Consider the following 17,892-nt stretch of genomic DNA (forward strand, 5'->3'; position numbering starts at 1 on the left):
GCCCATGCCACTGGAAACCTTCAAGTCCTCCCAGGCCCTGACCCTGGGCGTCGAGCTGGAACTGCAGCTGGTCAACACCTACGACATGGACCTCTCCAGCAGCGCCAACGACCTGCTGGAACTGCTGCGGCGCAAGCCTTTTCCGGGCGTGGTCACGCCGGAGATGACGCAGAGCATGATCGAGATCGCCACCGACGTGCAGACCGGGCACGGCCCGCTGCTGGCGCAGCTGCGCGAGATCCGCGACACGCTGGTGACCGCGGGCGACCGGCTCAACATCGAACTGGCCGGCGGCGGCACCCACCCGTTCCAGCGCTGGTTCGAGCAGCGCATCTTCGCCAAGCCGCGCTTTGAACAGATCTCGGGGCTGTACGGCTATCTGGCCAAGCAGTTCACCGTGTTCGGCCAGCACGTGCACGTGGGCTGCAGCTCGCCCGACGAGGCGCTGTACCTGCTGCACGCGCTCAACCGCTACGTGCCGCACTTCATCGCGCTCTCGGCGTCCTCCCCCTTTTTCCAGGGCGTGGACACGCTGTTCGACTCGGCCCGGCTGAACTCCGTGTTTGCGTTTCCCTTGAGCGGGCGCGCGCCCTTCATGCTGAGCTGGGACGAGTTCGCCCACGGCTACTTCACCAAGATGGAGAGCACCGGCGTGGTCAAGTCCATGAAGGACTTTTACTGGGACATCCGGCCCAAGCCCGAGTACGGCACCATCGAACTGCGGGTGTGCGACACGCCGCTGACCGTGGAACGCGCGGCGGCCCTGGCCTGCTACCTGCAAAGCCTGTGTGCGTATCTGCTGGAACGCAACGAGCCACCGCCCGAGGAAGACGACTACCTTGTCTACACCTACAACCGCTTCCAGGCCTGCCGTTTCGGGCTGGACGGCACCCTGGTCAACCCCAAGACGCGCGAGCAGATCAGCATCCGCGAGGACGTGCTGGCCACGCTGCGCCGCATCGCCCCGCACGCGGACGCGCTGGGCGCCCAGGGCGCGCTGACCGAGATCGAGCGCACCGCCGCGCGCGACGGCAACCACGCCAGCTGGTTGCGCGAGCAGTATGCGCAGAGCGGCAGCGTGCAGGGGGTGGTGGCGGCGGCGGTGCAGGCCTTGCGCGGGCCCGTCAACTGAGGCGGGGGCTGGGCGGCAGGTGACTGGGGGTTGGCCGCCAGCGGGTCGGAATTGGCGGGTGTTTCCGGTGCTTCTGAGGGCTTGTCGGGCAAATTCCTACAGTGTGAATGGCAAGGCGCCGACTTAACCATTTGAAACAACCCAAATACAGTTTGTGACATCGACAAACAAATTGTTTTGTCCCCTCTTTTCCACAGGACACTGCCATGAACACCCCCAGCAGCCGCATCAACCCCTTCGTTCTCATGCTCGATCCGGAGGCCGTGATCAGCGCCATGGAAAGCAGCCGCAACCTCAGCGGCCTGCGCCAGCGCATCTGCCGCCCGCTGGACAAGCCGCTGATCCCCAAGACCCACACCATCGACCGCATCGCCCTGCGCGACCACGACGCCGCGATCGACGCCGAAGAGTTCATGGACTCGGGCATCGAGTTCTACGCAGCCGCCCAGCCCGCGCTGCAGCACGCTGTTCACTGATCTCACTTCGCAAAGCGTTTGCGGGTGAGCGCCAGCGCCACCCAGAACGCCGCCACCGCGTAACACGCCAGCACCGCCAGGTGCACCAGGGGCCGATCGGGCCACTGGTCCAGGAAGAGGGGGCGCACCAGCGCGACGGCCTGGGTCAGCGGCAGCCAGTCCGACACGGCCCGCACCACGCCCGGCAGCTGTTCCCGCGGGAAGAACACCCCCGAGAGGAACATCATCGGCGTCAGGAACAGCGTGAAGTAGTAGGTGAAGAAGTCGTAGCCCTGGGCCAGGGCATTGAACACCAGGGCGATGCACGAGAACGTGATGCCCGCACACAGCAGCACCGGCAAGGCCAGCAGCAGTTTGGGTGAATGGCTGATGCCCAGCGCGAGCATCACGCCCAGGATGGCCACCACCGTGAACAGGGCCTTGAAGGCCGCCCACAGCATTTCGGCCAGCACCACATCGTCCAGCCGCACGGGCGCGTTCAGGATGCCGTCCCAGGTTTTCTGCACGTGCATGCGCGAGAAGGCCGAGTACAGGGCCTCGAAGCTCGCCGCGTTCATGGCGCTCATGCAGATGCTGCCGCTGGCCAGGAACAGGATGTAGGGCACGGCCGTGGTGCCCTGCGGCGTGCTCAGCGGCACCTGGCCCACCAGCGCGCCCATGCCGTAGCCGAAAGCGACCAGCCACATCAGCGGTTCGGCGATGTTGCCCACCAGGCTGGGCAGGGCGAGCTTCTTCCACACCAGCAGGTTGCGCTGGAACACCGGCCACCAGCGCATTGACAGGCGCGGCACAGACCAGTGCGATGTGGTGGTGGTCATCATCCTTCCTCCCTGATCTGGCGCCCGGTGAGCTTGAGGAACAGGTCCTCCAGGTTGGCCGGCCGGTGCAGGGTGCGCAGATCGTGCAGCGGCGCCAGCGCCTGCAGCAGGGCGCGGGCATCCTGGGTGTAGAAGAACACGGTCTCGCCGCTGACTTCGACACGCCCGGCGAGCGCGCGCACGGCGGCGTGTGCGTCGTCCGTGGCCAGCGCCAGCGCGCCGTTGCCATACACCTCCACCACGTCGGGCTCCAGGTGCTGCGCGATCAGCTCGCGCGGCCGGCCTTCGGCGATCTTGCGGCCGTGGTCCAGCACCAGCAGGCGCGAACACAGGCGCTCGGCCTCGTCCATGAAGTGCGTGGTCAGCAAAATGCTCTTGCCCCGCTGCAACAGCAGCTGCAGGCGCTCCCACATCAAGTGCCGCGCCTGCGGGTCCAGGCCGGTGGTGGGCTCGTCCAGCAGCAGCAACTGCGGGTCGTTGACCAGGGCGCGCGCCAGCGACAGGCGCCGCTTCATGCCGCCCGAGAGTTCGCCCGGCTTGGCGTCGGCCTTGTGCGCCAGCGCCGCAAAGTCCAGCAGCTGCGGGATGCGCGCGCGGATCGCGGCGTCCTTCAGGCCGAAGTAGCGGCCATAGACCAGCAGGTTCTCGGCGCAGGAAAAGTCGGGGTCCAGCGTGTCCATCTGGCTGACCACGCCCAGGCGCGCCTTGATGGCCAGCGCGTCGCGCGGCATGGCCAGCCCGAAGGCGGTGACGTGGCCACCGTCGGGGGCGGTCTGCCCCAGGCACATGCGGATGGTTGTGGTCTTGCCCGCGCCGTTGGGGCCGATCACGCCCAGGCATTCGCCGGGCGCGATGTCAAACGACAGGTCGTTGACCACGGCCTGGTCACCGTAGCGTTTGATGAGGTGCTGGCAGGAGAAGAGGGAGTGGGGCACGGTGACGGGGGCTTGAGGTTGGTCAAATTATGGCGACGGCGGACTCCTAGAATGCTTTTGGGCCAATAGGGGCCCGAAATTCAACAGGGAGGAAATTCATGAACATGCGTATCGGTGCGGCGCTTGCGCTGGGTCTTTTGTTGTCGGGCTGCGGCGGCGGGGATGGCGGCGACGCCAAGATCGGCCCTGCGTTGGTGGCGCTGACCCAGGCCAACTACGACGGTATCACCCAGGAAGTGACCGCCAGCGTTGCGAGCAGCGACGCCCTCTTCAGCGCCTTGGACGTTGCTTCTCCCGCCTCGGCCGACACGGCTTCGGTGGTGCTGCTGGCCTCGGGCCAGCCCGATGCCCTGGCCCGCTTCGCTCTGGCCGAGGTGAACCGCAGTTTCACCGGGCGCGTCAAGGCGGCCGCGGTGGAGACCGGGACGGAACTCTGCGACGTTGGTGGATCGATCAGCGCCACGGTCAACGATGTGGACAACAGTGGCTCCGCAACGGTGGGCGACCGGATCGCAATCACCGCCACCAATTGCGTGTTTGACAGCGGGGAACCCGCGCTCAACGGCGCTCTGTCCATTCGCATCCTTTCGGTCGCAGAACTGGACGGGTATGGCGACCTGGTCAGCGGCTCGCTGGCGCTCAGTTTCACCGATTTCAGCTCGGGCGATGTGGGGCTCAACGGTTCGGCGGTCCTGACGATCAGCCCCAGCGCTCTGACGCTGGACTTCAACGGCCTCGTGGCCCGGTACGACGGGCAGACCCGTGTCTACGATTTCGCCGTGACCGCCGATGTCGTCGACAGCACGGTCAGCGTGGTCGGTCCGATCACGGTGAACGGCAGCACCTATGTGCTGGCCACGCCCACGCTGTTGCAGCTGGGCACCGGCCACCCGGTCGCCGGCACCCTGCGCGTCACCGACGGGCATGGCAGCCGTGTCGATGTTGTGATGGGCAGCACCAGCTACACCGCGTCGCTGTATCTGGCGGGCGATGACCTGTTGGATGACAGTGCCACCCACAGCTGGTGATCCGGGCGGGGCGCCCGGCGCAGAGGTGACGGACCGCCCTTCGGGGCGGTTTTTTGTGGCCGCCGCGGTCTTGCCCAGGGTCCCGCACCCGACTGCGGATAATGCGAGGCCAAAACGCCTCGCACCACCAGCACCATGTCCCTGTTCGTCACCCTGCAACACCTCTTGCCCAAACAGGCGCTGACCCAGCTGGCCGGGCGCTTCGCCCGCTGGCAGGGCGGCAACATCACACACGCGGTCATCCGCTGGTTCATCGGGCGTTACGGGGTCAACATGGCCGAGGCGGCCAACCCCGACCCGACCGCCTACCCCACGTTCAATCAATTTTTCACCCGCGCGCTGCGGCCCGGCGCCCGGCCGCTGGCCGACGCGGCGTTCGTCTGCCCGGTGGACGGCGCCATCAGCCAGTTCGGCCGCATCCAGGGCGACCAGATCTTCCAGGCCAAGGGGCACACCTACAGCACCCTGGCCCTGGTGGGGGGCGACCCGGCGCTGGCCGCGCAGTTCACCGATGGCGACTTCGCCACCATCTACCTCAGCCCCAAGGACTACCACCGCATCCACATGCCGGCCGCCGCGCGGCTGCGCCGCATGGTCCATGTGCCGGGTGAGCTGTTTTCGGTCAACCCCCAAACCGCCGCCGGCGTGCCCGGCCTGTTCGCGCGCAACGAGCGCGTGGTCTGCGTGTTCGACATGCCCTGCGGCCCGAACGGCGAGGTGCGCCCCTTCGTGCAGGTGCTGGTGGGCGCCACCATCGTCGGCAGCATGGCCACCACGTGGCACGGCGTGGTCAACCCGCCGCGGCCGGGTACGCTGCGGTCGTGGTCGTACGACGAACAGCCCGTGGACTTCGCGCGCGGCGATGAAATGGGTCGCTTCCTGCTGGGCTCCACCGTCGTGTTGCTGTGGCCCAAAGACACCATCGCTTTCAACGCCGAGTGGGCGCCGGCCCGGCCGGTGCGCATGGGCGAGGCCATGGGCACCGCTCGCTGATTTTTCTTCTCACACCGGAGACCCCCGCATGACCACACTCGGAACCCCGCTCTCACTCTCGGCCACCAAAGTCATGCTGCTCGGCTCCGGCGAGCTGGGTAAGGAGGTGCTGATCGCGCTGCAGCGCCTGGGCGTGGAGACCATCGCGGTCGACCGCTACGAGCACGCACCGGGCCAGCAGGTGGCGCACCACGCGCGCACCATCACCATGAGCGACCCGGCCCAGCTGAAGGCGCTGATCGAGGCCGAGCGCCCGCACCTGGTGGTGCCCGAGATCGAGGCCATCGCCACCCCCATGCTGGAACAGCTCGAAGCCGCCGGCACGGTGACCGTGATCCCGACCGCGCGCGCCGCCCGCCTGACCATGGACCGCGAAGGCATCCGCCGCCTGGCGGCCGAGACCCTGGGCCTGCCGACCAGCCCGTACCAGTTCTGTGACTCCCTGGCCGAACTGCAGGCGGCGATCGACGGCGGGATCGGCTACCCCTGCATCGTCAAGCCGGTGATGAGTTCGTCCGGCAAGGGCCAGAGCAAGATCGACGGCCCGGCCGATGTGGCCAAGGCCTGGGACTACGCCATGGCCGGCGGCCGCGTGAGCCACGGTCGCGTCATCGTCGAGGGCTTCATCGACTTCGACTACGAGATCACCCAGCTGACCGTGCGCGCCAAGGGCGCGAGCGGCGAAACGGAAACCCACTTCTGCGAACCCATCGGCCACGTGCAGGTCAGCGGCGACTATGTGGAGAGCTGGCAGCCCATGGCCATGCAGCCGACCGCGATTGAAAAGTCGCGCGAGATCGCCAAGGCCGTGACCGACAACCTCGGCGGCCTGGGGCTGTTCGGCGTGGAGCTGTTCGTCAAGGGCGCGCAGGTCTGGTTCAGCGAAGTGAGCCCGCGTCCGCACGACACCGGCCTGGTGACCCTGTGCACCCAGCACCAGAGCGAGTTCGAGCTGCACGCCCGCGCCATCCTGGGCCTGCCGGTGGACACCAGCCTGCGCAACCCGGGCGCCAGCGCGGTGATCTACGGCGGCGTCGAAGCCCAGGGCATCGTGTTCGACGGTGTGGACGAGGCGCTGCGTGTGCCCGGCACCGACCTGCGCCTGTTCGGCAAGCCCGAGAGCTTCGTCAAGCGCCGCATGGGCGTGGCACTGGCCCGGGCGGAAGACACCGACACGGCGCGCGCCAACGCCAAGCTGGCGGCGAGCAAGGTCAGGCCCCGCAAGGCCTGAGCTCACTCATGCCTTAGGGCATCAATCGGGTTCAGGCGCGCCGCCCGCCGCGCCGGGAAGTAGCCGAACAGCACGCCGATGGCGGCCGAGAACAGGAAGCTCAGCAGGTTCACGCCCACGTTGAACTGGTAGGGCACGTCCATCAGCGCCGACAGGCCGATCGAAGCGCCGGTGGCCAGCACGATGCCGATCAGGCCACCCAGCGCGGCCAGCACCACGGCTTCGATCAGGAACTGCAGCAACACCTCGCGCTCCAGTGCGCCGATGGCCAGGCGTAGCCCGATCTCGCGGGTGCGTTCGGTCACGCTCACCAGCATGATGTTCATGATGCCGATGCCGCCCACCAGCAGGCTCACGGCGGCCACGGCGCCCAGCAGCATGGTCATGATCCTGGTCGTGCCCGAAAGCGTTTCGCCCAGCTGCTTGGTGTCGAGGATGTTGAAGTTGTCTTCGTCGGTTTCGGCCAGTTTGCGGCGCTCGCGCATGAGCTGGGTCAGCGCGTTCTTGACCGTCTCGGCGTCGGCCCCATCGTTCATGGACACCAGCAGGGTGTTGACCCGCGTGTGGCCGACGATGCGCCGCTGCAGGGTCTTGATGGGCATGAGGACCACGTCGTCCTGGTCGTTGCCGAACGCGCCCTGGCCCTTGGACTCCAGGGTGCCGACCACCTCGCAGCTCATGGCCCGCACGCGCAGCTGCGCGCCCACCGCGCTGGTGCTGCCAAACAGCTCGCGCTGCACCGTCTGGCCGATCAGGCAGACCGCGCCGCCCGCGCGCAGTTCGTCGTTGCTGAACATGCGGCCGTCGGCCAGCTTCCAGTTGCCGGTGGTGAGCCAGTCGTTGGTGCTGCCGATGACGCTGCTGCTCCAGTTGCGGCCATTGGCCACCAGCACCGCGCCGCTGCGCGCTTCGGGCGCCACCGCGGCAACGCCGCCGATCTGCGCGGCGATGGCCTCGCCGTCGCTTTCTTTGAAGGCCGGCGCGCTGGCACCGCTGCTGCCCGGGCCCATGCGCTGGCCGGGGCGCAGCTGCAGCAGGTTGGTGCCCAGGCCCGCGATCTGGTTCTGCACCGCCGCAGTGGCGCCGTTGCCCACGGTGACCATGGTGATCACCGCGCTGACGCCGATGACGATGCCCAGGATGGTGAGGAAGGAACGCAGCAGGTTGCGCCGGATCGAGCGCAGCGCGAGCAGCAAGGTGTTAAGCCACATGGGTGACCTCCCCGCTGAAATCGCTGGCGGTCGGGTGGGCGCTGCCGGCCTGCAGCGCCACCGGGTGCGGGTTGCGCTCGTCGCTGGCGACCACGCCGTCCACAAAGCGCACGATGCGTTTGGCGTAGGCCGCCATGTCGGGTTCGTGCGTGACCATCAGCACGGTGATGCCCTGCTGGGCGTTCAGCCGCCACAGCAGTTCCATGATCTCCTGGCTGCGGTGCGTGTCGAGGTTGCCGGTGGGCTCGTCGGCCAGCAGCACCTGGGGTTCGGTGACGATGGCGCGCGCGATCGCCACGCGCTGCTGCTGCCCGCCCGAGAGCTCGCCCGGGGTGTGGTGTTCCCAGCCTTTGAGGCCCACTTTTTCCAGCGCCTGCCGGGCCAGGCGGTGCCGCGTGGCCGCGGGTTCGCCGCGGTAGATCAGGGGCAGCTCCACGTTTTCCTGGGCCGAGGTGCGCGCCAGCAGGTGAAAGCCCTGGAACACGAAGCCCATATAGCGGCGCCGCAGACGCGCGCGTTCGTCGCGCGAGAGCGTCTCCACGTGCACGCCGCGGAACAGGTACTCGCCGGTGGTCGGCACGTCCAGACAACCCAGCGTGTTCATGGCGGTCGATTTGCCCGAGCCGCTGGGCCCCATGATGGCCACGAAATCGCCCTGCTGGATGTCCAGATCCACACCCTTGAGGGCCTGGAAGGCGGTGTTGCCCTCGCCATAGGTCTTGGTGATGCCGCGCAGGCGGATCAGCGGGGCGTCCATGTTCAGGAGCCCGCGGTGGCGGAGCGTTGTTCGGTGATGACGGCCATGCCTTCTTTCAGGCTTTCACCCCGCACCTCGGTGTTGCGACCGTCGCTGATGCCGGTCTGGATCTGCACCGCCACCGGCTGGCCCTGGTCCAGCACCCAGATCTGGCGCGGCCCGCCGGCGCGGCGGTCGGTGCCGGCGGTCTTGGGTTTGTTGTTGGAAGGGGGGCGCGGCATCATCTTCGACAGGATGCTGTTGCCCGACGCGCTGGCGCCGCCGTTGCTGCTGGCCGGCGAAAACCGCAACGCCGTGTTGGGCACCACCAGCACGCCCCGGGCCTCCTGCGCCACGATGGTGGCGGCGGCCGTCATGCCCGGGCGCAGGCTCAGGTCGCTGTTGTCCACGTCCAGCGTGGTGGTGTAGGTGACCACGTTGTCGGTCTTGGTCGATCCGTAGGCCACGCGCTGGATGGTGGCCGGGTAGCGCCGCGCCGGGAAGGCGCTGACGGTGAAGCTGGCCTTCTGGTCCACCTTGACAGCGCCCACGTCGGCCTCGTCCACCGCCACGTCCAGCTTGAGCTGGGTCAGGTCTTCGGCCACGGAAAACAGGGTCACGGCCTGCAGCGAGGCGGCCACGGCGTTGCCCGGGTCCACCGAGCGGCTGAGCACCACGCCGTTGATGGGCGATCGGATCGAGGCCTTGGACAGGTTGGTCTCGGTGGTGGCGAGACCGGCGCGCGCCTCGCTCACACTGGCTTTGGCGGCGGCCTCGCTGGCTGCGGCGCGCTCCACCGAGGCCCGGGCGCTGTCCAGCTCGGTGGCCGAAGGCACCTTGCCGCCCGACAGCCGCGCCACCTCTTCAAACCGCGCCAGCGTGGCGCGCGCTTCCTTGAGCGTGGCGCTGGCCTGCGCCTGTTGTGCCTGGGCCGACGCCAGCGCCGCGCGCGACTGCGTCACCTGGTCCACCAGCTTGGCGGTGTCCAGCTCCACCAGCACCTGGCCGGCCTTGATGCGGTCGTTCACGTCCACCAACACACGCTTGACCGTGCCCGAGAGTTCGCTGCCGATGTTGACCGAGCGCGTGGGCTGCAGTGTGCCGTTGGCCGCCACGGTGAGCGTGATATCGCCTTTCTTCAGTGCCTCGGTCACGTAGACCGGCGCGACCTTGGTGCTCTGTTGCGCCTGCCAGTAGGTCCAGCCGCCGGCCAGCAGCACGGCCGCGGCGACCCCGATCCACAGCGAAGAACGTTGCCACCAGCGGGGCGGGTGGTCACTGCCCAGCAGGGCTTGCAGGTCGGCGGACGGGGCGTCTTTTTTCTTGTTCATGGGGTGCGGCGGTGGCGATGTTCGGGGGTCAGTGGCGGGTGGCGGCGGTGGTGTCGGCGGGCGTCCAGCCGCCGCCCAGGGCCTTGTACAGGCGCACGTGGTCGGCGCTCAGCGTGGCCTGTGTGCTGGCCACGCTGTCCTGGGTCGAGAGCCGGCTGCGTTGCGTGTCCAGCACGGTGCGGAAATCGATCAGGCCGCTCTGGTAGCGCTGGCGCGCCAGCAACTCGGCGTTGGTGGCGGCGTCGGCCGCGGCCTGCTGGCGCACGAGTTTTTCGCGGTCGCCGCGCAGCGCGGCCAGGGCGTCTTCCACGTCTTGCAGCGCGCCCAGCACCGCAGCTTCGTGGGCGGCACGGGCCTGGTCGAGCGCGGCCTGCTGGGCCTGCACCTGGGCGCGCAGGGCGCCGCCGTCGAACAGCGGCACCGACACGCTGGCCAGCACCGACCGCAGCACCGACGCGCCGTCGGTCAGCGTGCCCAGTGTCAGCGCCGACAGGCCCAGCGAGCCGCTGAGCTGGAAGCTGGGGTAACGCGCCGCGTCGGCCGCCGACACCCGGGCCAGCGCGGCGCTGACCTGGTGCTCGGCGCTGCGCACGTCGGGGCGCTGGCGCAGCGTCTCGGCCGGAAAGGCCAGCGCCAGATCGGCCGGCGCGGCCGGAATGGCTCCCGTCCTGCCCAGCGTGGCCTGCAGGGCGCCCGGCACCTGGCCGGTGAGCACCGCCAGCGCGTTGAGCGACTGCGCCACGCTGGTCTGCAGCGCCGGGATCTGGGCGCGTGTCTGTTCGGTGGCGGCGATGGCCTGCTCCAGGTCCAGCGACGAGGCCAGGCCGGCCTGCGCCCGCCAGCGCGTGATCTGCAGCGTTTCCTGCTGCGTCGCGAGGTTGCGGCTGGCGATGTCGAGCCGGGCCTGCAGGCCGCGCAATTCGATGTAGGCAACGGCCACCTCGGCCGCCAGCGACACCTGCACGTCGGCCAGGCCGGTCTGCGCCGCGCGGGCGCCGGCCTCGGCGGCGTCCAGCGTGGCGCGGTTGCCGCCGAACAGGTCGGGTTCCCAGCGGGCGTCAAACCCGGTCTGGAAGCGGTTGCTGCCGTCGGCGTTGCCGTTCTGGCTGCGCTGGGCCGAAGCCGAGGCGCTGATCGACGGCCCGTTGGCGGCGGCCTGCGCGTCGCGCTGCGCACGCGCCTGGCGCAGCGCGGCCTGGGCGCTTTTCACGCTGGTGTTGGCCTGCAGCGCCTGCGCCACCAGGGCGGTGAGTTGCGGGTCGTCGAAGCGCTGCCACCACTGGGCCAGTGCCGTGGGCTGGGCGCTGCCGCTGGCCGCCGACCACTGCGCCGGCACCGGCGACGTGTCGGCCGGAGGGCGTGCGGGGAGGGGCGTGACGCTGGCGCAGGCCGTCAGGGCCAGCGCGGCGGCCAGACCAAGCGCGCGGCGCGGCCAGGCGCACGCCGACAGGGGAGGGGAGGCAGATCGACTCATGGTGGGCCATTGTGCGTGGCCCGCGTGTCGGTCGCATCGCCGAAATGTGAAGCGCCGGTAAAGCGCCGCCGGGGTCGGGCTCAGCGGGCCCGGGTCGGATCGGTGGGTGGGCCGGACGGGGCGTCGCCCGAGAGCTGCAGGGTTTGCGTGGGAAAGGGCATCTGGGCGCCGTGGCGCTCGACGATGCGGCCGATGGACAGCAGCAGCTCCTGCTTGAGCGCCAGAAAGGCTCCCCATGCGCGCGTTGGCGTAAAGGCGTACACCATGATGTTCAGCGAGCTGTCGCCATAGCTGTCGAAGGTGACGATCAGGTCCTGCGTCTTGTCGATGGCGGGGTGGGCGTTCAGCCACTGGCGGATGTCGTCGATCACGGCCTCGACCTGGGCGAAGTCGTCGTAGCGCAGGCCGATCACTTCCTTGATGCGCCGGTGGGTCATGCGCGAGGGGTTCTCGACCACGATGGTGGTGAACACCGCGTTGGGCACGTAGATCGGGTTCTTGTTGAAGGCCCGGATGCGGGTGTGGCGCCAGCTGATGTATTCCACCGTGCCCTCGATGCTCTTGTCGGGCGAGCGGATCCAGTCGCCGACGCTGAAGGGGCGGTCGAGGTAGATGGTCAGGCCGCCGAAGAAGTTGGCCAGCAGGTCCTTGGCGGCCAGGCCGACGGCGATGCCGCCCACACCGCCCAGGGCGAGCACGCCACCGATCTGGAAGCCCAGGCTGTGCGCGGCGGTGACCGCGGTGACCACCACCACGATCAGGCGCAGCAGCTTGCTCAGCGCCATCGCGGTGGTCAGGTCGAACTCGGCGCCGGCTTCGGTGCGGCGGCGGATGCTGGCCTGGGTCAGCCGGTCGATCAGTTGCCACAGGAACCAGGCCAGGCAGACCAGCACGCCGATGTTCCGCCAGAGCAGGGCGGTGCCCAGCCAGTCTGGCTGCGGCCAGTGGGCCTGCACCGCGCGCGCCACCCCGGTCAGCCCGGCGAGCCAGACCACGGCCCGCAGCGGCCGGCGACCGGCCAGCAACAAGGCCTCGTCCCAGGGGCTGCTCGACGCGTGGGTCCAGCGTTCGAGGCGGCGCAGCAGCATCCGCAGGCCCTGGTCGACCAGGGCGGTGGCCAGGACGATGGCCAGCACCGAGGCCAGCCAGATTTCGATGCCGAAGCGTTGTTGCAGTTGTTCCGTGAGCATGGGGCGGGTCGTGACGGTGTGCAGCGGAGCGCGTTACTGGAAAGCCACCTCGGCGAAGCTGCGCAGCTTGCGGCTGTGCAGCTGGTCGACCCCGCCGGCGCGCAGCAGTTCCACCGCGCGGATGCCGATGCGCAGGTGCTGGTCCACGCGTTCGCGGTAGAAGTGGTTGGCCATGCCGGGCAGCTTGATCTCGCCGTGCAGGGGCTTGTCGCTCACGCACAGCAGGGTGCCGTAGGGCACGCGGAAGCGGAAGCCGTTGGCCGCGATGGTGGCGCTTTCCATGTCCAGCGCCACAGCACGCGATTGCGAGAAACGGCGCTGCGGCGTGTTGTCGGGCAGCAGCTCCCAGTTGCGGTTGTCGGTGCTGGCCACGGTGCCGGTGCGCATGATGCGTTTGAGCTCCTGCGGCGGCACGCCGGTGACGTCGGCCACGGCCTGCTCCAGCGCCACCTGGATCTCGGCCAGCGCGGGGATGGGCACCCACAGCGGCAGTTCTTCGTCCAGCACATGGTCCTCGCGCACATAGGCGTGGGCCAGCACGTAGTCGCCCAGTTGCTGGCCGTTGCGCAGGCCGGCGCAGTGGCCCAGCATCAGCCAGGCGTGCGGGCGCAGCACGGCGATGTGGTCGGTGATGGTCTTGGCGTTGGCCGGGCCGACGCCGATGTTGACCATGGTGATGCCCGATCGGTCGGCCCGCAGCAGGTGGTAGGCCGGCATCTGCGGCAGGCGGGGCAGGGCCTTGCCCAGCGCGTCGATGGCCTCGGCGCCCAGGCCGGCGCGGCGCGTGACCAGGTTGCCCGGCTCGACGAAGGCGATGTAGTCGCTGGCCGGGTCGGCCATCTCGGCGTGGCCGAGTTTGATGAACTCGTCGATGTAGAACTGGTAGTTGGTGAACAGCACGAAGTTCTGGAACCAGTCGGGCGAGGTGCCGGTGTAGTGGCGCAGGCGCTGCAGCGAATAGTCCACCCGCGGGCCGGTGAACAGCGACAGCGGGTGCGGTTCACCCGGCTTGGGTTCGTGCGTGCCGTTGGCGATGCCGTCGTCCATCACGGTCAGGTCGGGCAGGTCGAACACATCGCGCATCAGCGCGCGGCGCTCCACGCCCATCTCGCCCTCGACGTGCTCGTGTTCGGCGAACGAGAAGTGGATCGGGATCGGCTGCGTGCTGGTGCCGACTTCCAGCTTGCCGTCGTGGTTGGCCAGCAGCAGGCGGAACTGCTCCAGGTAGTAGTCGGCGTACAGGTCGGGGCGGGTGAGGGTGGTCTCGAAGCGGCCCGGGCCGGCGACGAAGCCATAGCTCAGGCGGTTCTGCAGCCCGGCCTCCTGCCGCGAGACGCTGCGCGAGTGCAATCGCACGAAGGGGTAGCAGGCGCGGATGCGGGCGCCACCGGCGTCCTGCCCGTCCACGAAGTGGTGCATGGCCTCGCGCAGGAAGGCGACGCTGCTGTTGTAGATGTGCTGCACCTGGGCCAGCGCGGCGGCCGGTTCGTCGAACAGCTGGGGGGCGATGAAGGTGGGGGACTTGTGCATGTGCCTATTGTGGCGGCGCTGCCCCCTGGGCGTTGTGACAGAGCGCGGTCCGGCGCGGCGCTACAGTGGGGTGACCCCGCTGCCCTGCCGACCGACCCGCATGCCCGTGCCCGACGCCCTGATCCCGACCCCCGACGCCGCCGCCGCGCTGGCCGTGGCCCTGGGCTGCGGTCTGCTGGTGGGGGTGGAACGCGAGCGGCGCAAGGGCAGTGGCCCGCAGCGCGGATTCGCCGGCCTGCGCACCTTCGCGGTGGCCAGCGTGGCCGGGGCGGCGGCGGCGCTGACGCAGATCACCGGGCTGGTGGTCACCGGGGCCCTGCTGGTGGTCGGCCTCACGCTGCTGGCCTACCAGCGCGACCGCTCCGACGACCCCGGCGTGACGACCGAGATGGCCCTGCTGCTGACTTACCTGAACGGCGTGCTGTGCGCCTGGAGCCTGCCGCTGGCGGCGGGGCTGGCCGTGGGGCTGACGGCCTTGCTGGCCGGGCGCGATCGCCTGCACCGCTGGGCGTTGCAATGGCTGCGCCCGGGCGAGGTGCGCGACGGCATCGTGCTGGCCGCCCTGGCGCTGATGGCCCTGCCCCTGGTGCCCGACCAGCCGCTGTGGGGCACGCCGCTGAACCCGCACAAGGTGGTGCAGCTGCTGGTGCTGTTGCTGGCCGTGCAGTCGCTGGCGCACCTGGCGGGGCGGCTGCTGGCGGCGCGCCACGCGGTGGCGGTGTCGGCGCTGGCCTCGGGCTTCGTGTCCAGCACGGCCACCATTGCCACGCTGGGCCTGGCGGTGCGCGAGCAGGGCGCCAGCCCGCGGCTGATGGCCGGGGGCGGCCTGCTGTCCTGCGTGTCGACCCAGCTGCAGCTGCTGCTGGTGGCCGCGGCCATGCAGCCGGCCTGGCTGACGCGGCTGTGGCTGCCCGCGCTGCTGGGGGCTCTGGTGGTGGCGGTCTGGGGCTGGGCGCTGGTGCGTGGCGCGCACACGGGCGACGACGGGCTGGCCGTGTCGTCACCGCGCATCGAGGGCCTGGGCGCGGGGGGCGACGACCGCATGTTCAGCCTGCGTGGTGCCGCTGCCGTGGCCGCGCTGCTCAGCGGCATCCAGCTCGCGGTGCACGCCCTGCAGCGCTGGCTGGGCGATGCCGGCCTGGTGGCGGGGGCTCTGGTGGCCGCGCTGGCCGACCTGCATTCGGCCCTGGCGGCGGTGTTGGCCGCCACCGCCCCCGTGCCCGGGGCCGTCGGCGTGTGGGCGGTGGCGCTGGCGCTGCTGGTGCACGCGGCCAGCAAGAGCCTCACCGCCGGGTTCGCCGGTGGCCGGTCCTACCTGCGCTGGCTGGCACCGGGCCTGTGGCTGCACACCCTGCTGGTGTCGGTGGGGGTGGTCTGGTTCAGCTTTTGACCGGTTCGCGCATGGTCACGAACTCTTCGGCCGCCGTCGGGTGGATGCCGATGGTGCTGTCGAACACCGCCTTGGTGGCGCCCGCCTTCATGGCCACGGCAAAGCCCTGCACGATCTCGCCCGCTTCGGCGCCGACCATGTGCAGGCCCACCACGCGGTCGCTGGCGGTGTCCACGATCAGCTTCATCAGCGTGCGTTCGCTGCTGCCCGAGAGCGTGTGTCGCAGCGCCTTGAACTCGCTGCGGAAGACGGTGATGGTGCCGAACCGCTCGCGCGCCTGCGCTTCGCTGTAGCCCACGGTGCCGATGCTGGGGTGGGTGAACACGGCGGTGGGAATGAACTCGTAGCCCATGCCGCGCGGCGCCTTGCCCGGCGCGGGGCCGAACAGCTGGTCCACCACCACCATGGCCTCGCCCAGCGCAACGGGGGTGAGCTGCACGCGGTTGGTCACGTCGCCCACGGCCCAGATGCTGGGCACGTTGGTGCGGTAGTGGGCGTCCACGATCACCTCGCCCTGCGCGCCCTGGGTCACGCCCACGGTGTCCAGCCCCAGGCCTTGCACGTTGGGGTGGCGGCCGGTGGCGTAGAGCACCGCGTCGGCCATGACCACGTTGCCATCTTCCAGCTCGGCGCGCAGGCCGCCGTCGGTCTGGCGGATGTCCACCACGCCGGCGTTCAGGCGCAGGTCCACCCCCGACTTGAGCATCTCGCCGGCCACGAAGTGGCGCACCTCGTCGTCGAAGCCGCGCAGCACCTGCTCGCCGCGGTAGAGCTGGGTGACTGTCGACCCCAGGCCGTTGAAGATGGACGCGAATTCACACGCGATGTAGCCGCCACCGACCACCAGCAGGCGCTGCGGGAAGGGCTCGAGGTCGAACACTTCGTTGGAGGTGATGACGTGTTCGCGGCCCGCGAAGTGCGGCACGAAGGGCGTGCCGCCGGTGGCGATCAGGATGTTCGCGGCGCTGAACGACTGGTGGCCGGGGGAGCCGTCGGCGTTGAGCGTGGCCACCGTCACGGCGTGGGGGCCGTCGAGGCGGGCGAAGCCGTTGAGCACCGTCACGCCCGAGCCGCGCAGCAGGTTGCTGTAGACGCCGTTCAGCCGCGTGATTTCCTTGGCCCGGTTGGCTTTGAGGGTGTCCCAGTTGAGGGCGGGTTTTTCGCCCTCCCATCCAAAGCCATGGGATTCTTCAAACGACTCGGCGTAGTGCGCCGCGTAGCTGTAGAGCTTTTTGGGGATGCAGCCCACGTTGACGCAGGTGCCGCCCAGGCCGTCGGTGCCCAGGGTTTCGGCCAGGGCGACGCGGGCGCCGCGCCCGGCGGCCATGCGGGCGGCGCGCACGCCACCACTGCCGCCGCCGATGACGAAGAGATCAAAGTCGTGTGTGCTCATGGATACCCCTTGGGGTCCCTGCGCGGGACCGAGGCGGGCATCTTAAGCGCGGGCAGCGGCCGCTGCCGGCGTGGGGGCGTCAGGCGCGGGCGCGCACTTCGTCGCTGCGCAGCGCGCGGCGCCGGGCCATCTCGCGGCCCATGCCCAGGGTGTTCAGGCCTTCCAGGCGCTTCCGGGCCTCGGGGTAGGCGACCGATTCCTCGAGCAGGATGTGGTCGAGGTACAGCGCCTCGAACACCCCCAGCGCATGGCGCAGTTCGGCGGTGTCGAACCAGAGGTTGCCACCGGTGGCCGCTTCCAGCGACGGCGCGATCTGGATCCAGTTTTCCTCCAGCCAGCCGTGGTCCTGGATCAGGTGCTCGGTGGCCTGCACCACCTCGGCGTTCTGGCTGGCCAGCAGGGCCGGGAAGATGTGTTTTTCTTCGTCCAGGTGGTGCTGGCGGGCTTCGCCGTTGAAGTAGTCGAGCACGCGCCGGGCCGTGCCCCGGTTGGCGGTGTTCAGGCCCTCGTTTTCAATCGCATCCACCAGCGTGTGCAGCAGCTTGAGCTGTTGCTGGATCTCCTGGTGGGTGCTGTCCAGGAACTCGAAAACGGCGATCGATACAGGGGCGGCGCTCATGGGGGACTCCTCAATGACGATGGGGTCATTCTGAAGAGGCGCCGCCGCCGCCCATTGATCTTCCTCAAAAAAGAAGCCCGCCGAAGCGGGCTTCCGATGAAGTGCAGCCGGAGACGTTTCTGGCTCACGGGCTTGGTGTGACTCACCTGTCAGCCGGAGCACGTGTCTCTGTCGAGAACGCGGCGGAACCGGCTCTGCCGGGCCGCTCGCGTTGCCCCCTGGGGGGTGACGCCACAGGCGGCGCGGGGGGGGTCAATACGTGTAAACGCCCCGGCCGGTCTTGCGACCCAGCCAGCCGGCGGCCACCAGCTCCTTGAGCAGCGGGGCCGGGCGGTACTTGCTGTCGTTGAACTCGGCCATGTAGACGTTCATCACGGCCAGGCACACGTCCAGGCCGATCATGTC

At 69.4% G+C, this 17,892-nt stretch carries 17 protein-coding genes; 6 read left to right on the forward strand and 11 right to left on the reverse strand.

What is annotated here, in order from left to right:
- The first annotated feature begins 4 nt into the window (after positions 1-4).
- Together RMP09_RS21165 and RMP09_RS21170 are read left to right on the forward strand one after the other, a co-directional pair.
- Positions 5-1,132 (forward strand): YbdK family carboxylate-amine ligase, encoded by a 1,128-nt coding sequence (locus RMP09_RS21165; protein WP_310567955.1) that lies wholly within the window; start codon positions 5-7, stop codon positions 1,130-1,132.
- 206 nt (positions 1,133-1,338) lie between these two features.
- Positions 1,339-1,608: a hypothetical protein gene (locus tag RMP09_RS21170; protein ID WP_310567956.1), complete on the forward strand. Its 270-nt coding sequence runs from the start codon at positions 1,339-1,341 to the stop codon at positions 1,606-1,608.
- Between the two features lie 2 nt (positions 1,609-1,610).
- Here the strand turns inward: RMP09_RS21170 and RMP09_RS21175 are convergent, their stop codons facing one another.
- Both RMP09_RS21175 and RMP09_RS21180 read right to left on the reverse strand, forming a co-directional pair.
- Complete coding sequence (locus RMP09_RS21175; protein ID WP_310567957.1) at positions 1,611-2,426, reverse strand: ABC transporter permease; 816 nt, start codon at positions 2,424-2,426, stop codon at positions 1,611-1,613.
- The gene (locus RMP09_RS21180; RefSeq protein WP_310567959.1) at positions 2,426-3,361 is read right to left on the reverse strand and encodes an ATP-binding cassette domain-containing protein; all 936 of its coding nucleotides are present in this window, start codon (positions 3,359-3,361) and stop codon (positions 2,426-2,428) included. Before RMP09_RS21180 ends, RMP09_RS21175 begins: the two co-directional genes overlap by 1 nt.
- Positions 3,362-3,459: 98 nt before the next feature.
- Between RMP09_RS21180 and RMP09_RS21185 the strand changes: the two genes are divergently transcribed.
- The 3 genes from RMP09_RS21185 (at position 3,460) to purT (ending at position 6,613) form a co-directional block, all read left to right on the forward strand.
- Positions 3,460-4,389: a hypothetical protein gene (locus tag RMP09_RS21185; protein ID WP_310567960.1), complete on the forward strand. Its 930-nt coding sequence runs from the start codon at positions 3,460-3,462 to the stop codon at positions 4,387-4,389.
- Between the two features lie 135 nt (positions 4,390-4,524).
- Positions 4,525-5,382: an archaetidylserine decarboxylase gene (gene asd / locus RMP09_RS21190; RefSeq protein WP_310567961.1), complete on the forward strand. Its 858-nt coding sequence runs from the start codon at positions 4,525-4,527 to the stop codon at positions 5,380-5,382.
- Positions 5,383-5,410: 28 nt separating this feature from the next.
- Positions 5,411-6,613 (forward strand): formate-dependent phosphoribosylglycinamide formyltransferase, encoded by a 1,203-nt coding sequence (gene purT, locus RMP09_RS21195; RefSeq protein ID WP_310567962.1) that lies wholly within the window; start codon positions 5,411-5,413, stop codon positions 6,611-6,613.
- A 2-nt stretch (positions 6,614-6,615) separates the two neighbouring features.
- Here purT and RMP09_RS21200 read toward each other — a convergent pair whose 3' ends face one another.
- From RMP09_RS21200 to RMP09_RS21225, 6 genes are all read right to left on the reverse strand, one after another.
- On the reverse strand, positions 6,616-7,824 hold the full coding sequence (locus RMP09_RS21200) for an ABC transporter permease (RefSeq protein WP_310567963.1): 1,209 nt from the start codon (positions 7,822-7,824) through the stop codon (positions 6,616-6,618).
- Complete coding sequence (locus tag RMP09_RS21205; RefSeq protein WP_310567964.1) at positions 7,814-8,581, reverse strand: ABC transporter ATP-binding protein; 768 nt, start codon at positions 8,579-8,581, stop codon at positions 7,814-7,816. The genes RMP09_RS21200 and RMP09_RS21205 overlap by 11 nt, the downstream gene beginning before the upstream one ends.
- Positions 8,582-8,583: 2 nt before the next feature.
- The gene (locus RMP09_RS21210; RefSeq protein WP_310567965.1) at positions 8,584-9,891 is read right to left on the reverse strand and encodes an efflux RND transporter periplasmic adaptor subunit; all 1,308 of its coding nucleotides are present in this window, start codon (positions 9,889-9,891) and stop codon (positions 8,584-8,586) included.
- A 28-nt stretch (positions 9,892-9,919) separates the two neighbouring features.
- Entirely contained in the window at positions 9,920-11,365 is a 1,446-nt protein-coding gene (locus RMP09_RS21215; protein WP_310567966.1) for an efflux transporter outer membrane subunit, read from the reverse strand.
- Between the two features lie 80 nt (positions 11,366-11,445).
- Entirely contained in the window at positions 11,446-12,555 is a 1,110-nt protein-coding gene (locus RMP09_RS21220; protein WP_310567967.1) for a mechanosensitive ion channel family protein, read from the reverse strand.
- A gap of 33 nt (positions 12,556-12,588) precedes the next feature.
- A complete protein-coding gene (locus RMP09_RS21225; RefSeq protein WP_310567968.1) occupies positions 12,589-14,085 on the reverse strand; it encodes an AMP nucleosidase in 1,497 nt (498 codons plus the stop codon).
- Positions 14,086-14,185: 100 nt separating this feature from the next.
- Between RMP09_RS21225 and RMP09_RS21230 the strand changes: the two genes are divergently transcribed.
- Positions 14,186-15,475, forward strand: coding sequence for an MgtC/SapB family protein (locus RMP09_RS21230; protein WP_310567969.1), 1,290 nt, complete (start codon positions 14,186-14,188; stop codon positions 15,473-15,475).
- Here RMP09_RS21230 and gorA read toward each other — a convergent pair.
- The 3 genes from gorA to RMP09_RS21245 form a co-directional block, all read right to left on the reverse strand.
- On the reverse strand, positions 15,465-16,868 hold the full coding sequence (gorA, locus tag RMP09_RS21235; protein WP_310567970.1) for a glutathione-disulfide reductase: 1,404 nt from the start codon (positions 16,866-16,868) through the stop codon (positions 15,465-15,467). The two genes, RMP09_RS21230 and gorA, sit on opposite strands and share 11 nt — an antisense overlap.
- A gap of 79 nt (positions 16,869-16,947) precedes the next feature.
- Positions 16,948-17,487 (reverse strand): hemerythrin domain-containing protein, encoded by a 540-nt coding sequence (locus RMP09_RS21240; protein ID WP_310567971.1) that lies wholly within the window; start codon positions 17,485-17,487, stop codon positions 16,948-16,950.
- Positions 17,488-17,739: 252 nt separating this feature from the next.
- On the reverse strand, positions 17,740-17,892 hold a 153-nt coding region (locus RMP09_RS21245), incomplete at its 5' end, for a 3-hydroxyacyl-CoA dehydrogenase family protein (protein ID WP_310567972.1).

Source organism: Hydrogenophaga sp. (assembly GCF_031426985.1).
Taxonomy (GTDB): Bacteria; Pseudomonadota; Gammaproteobacteria; order Burkholderiales; family Burkholderiaceae_C; genus Hydrogenophaga.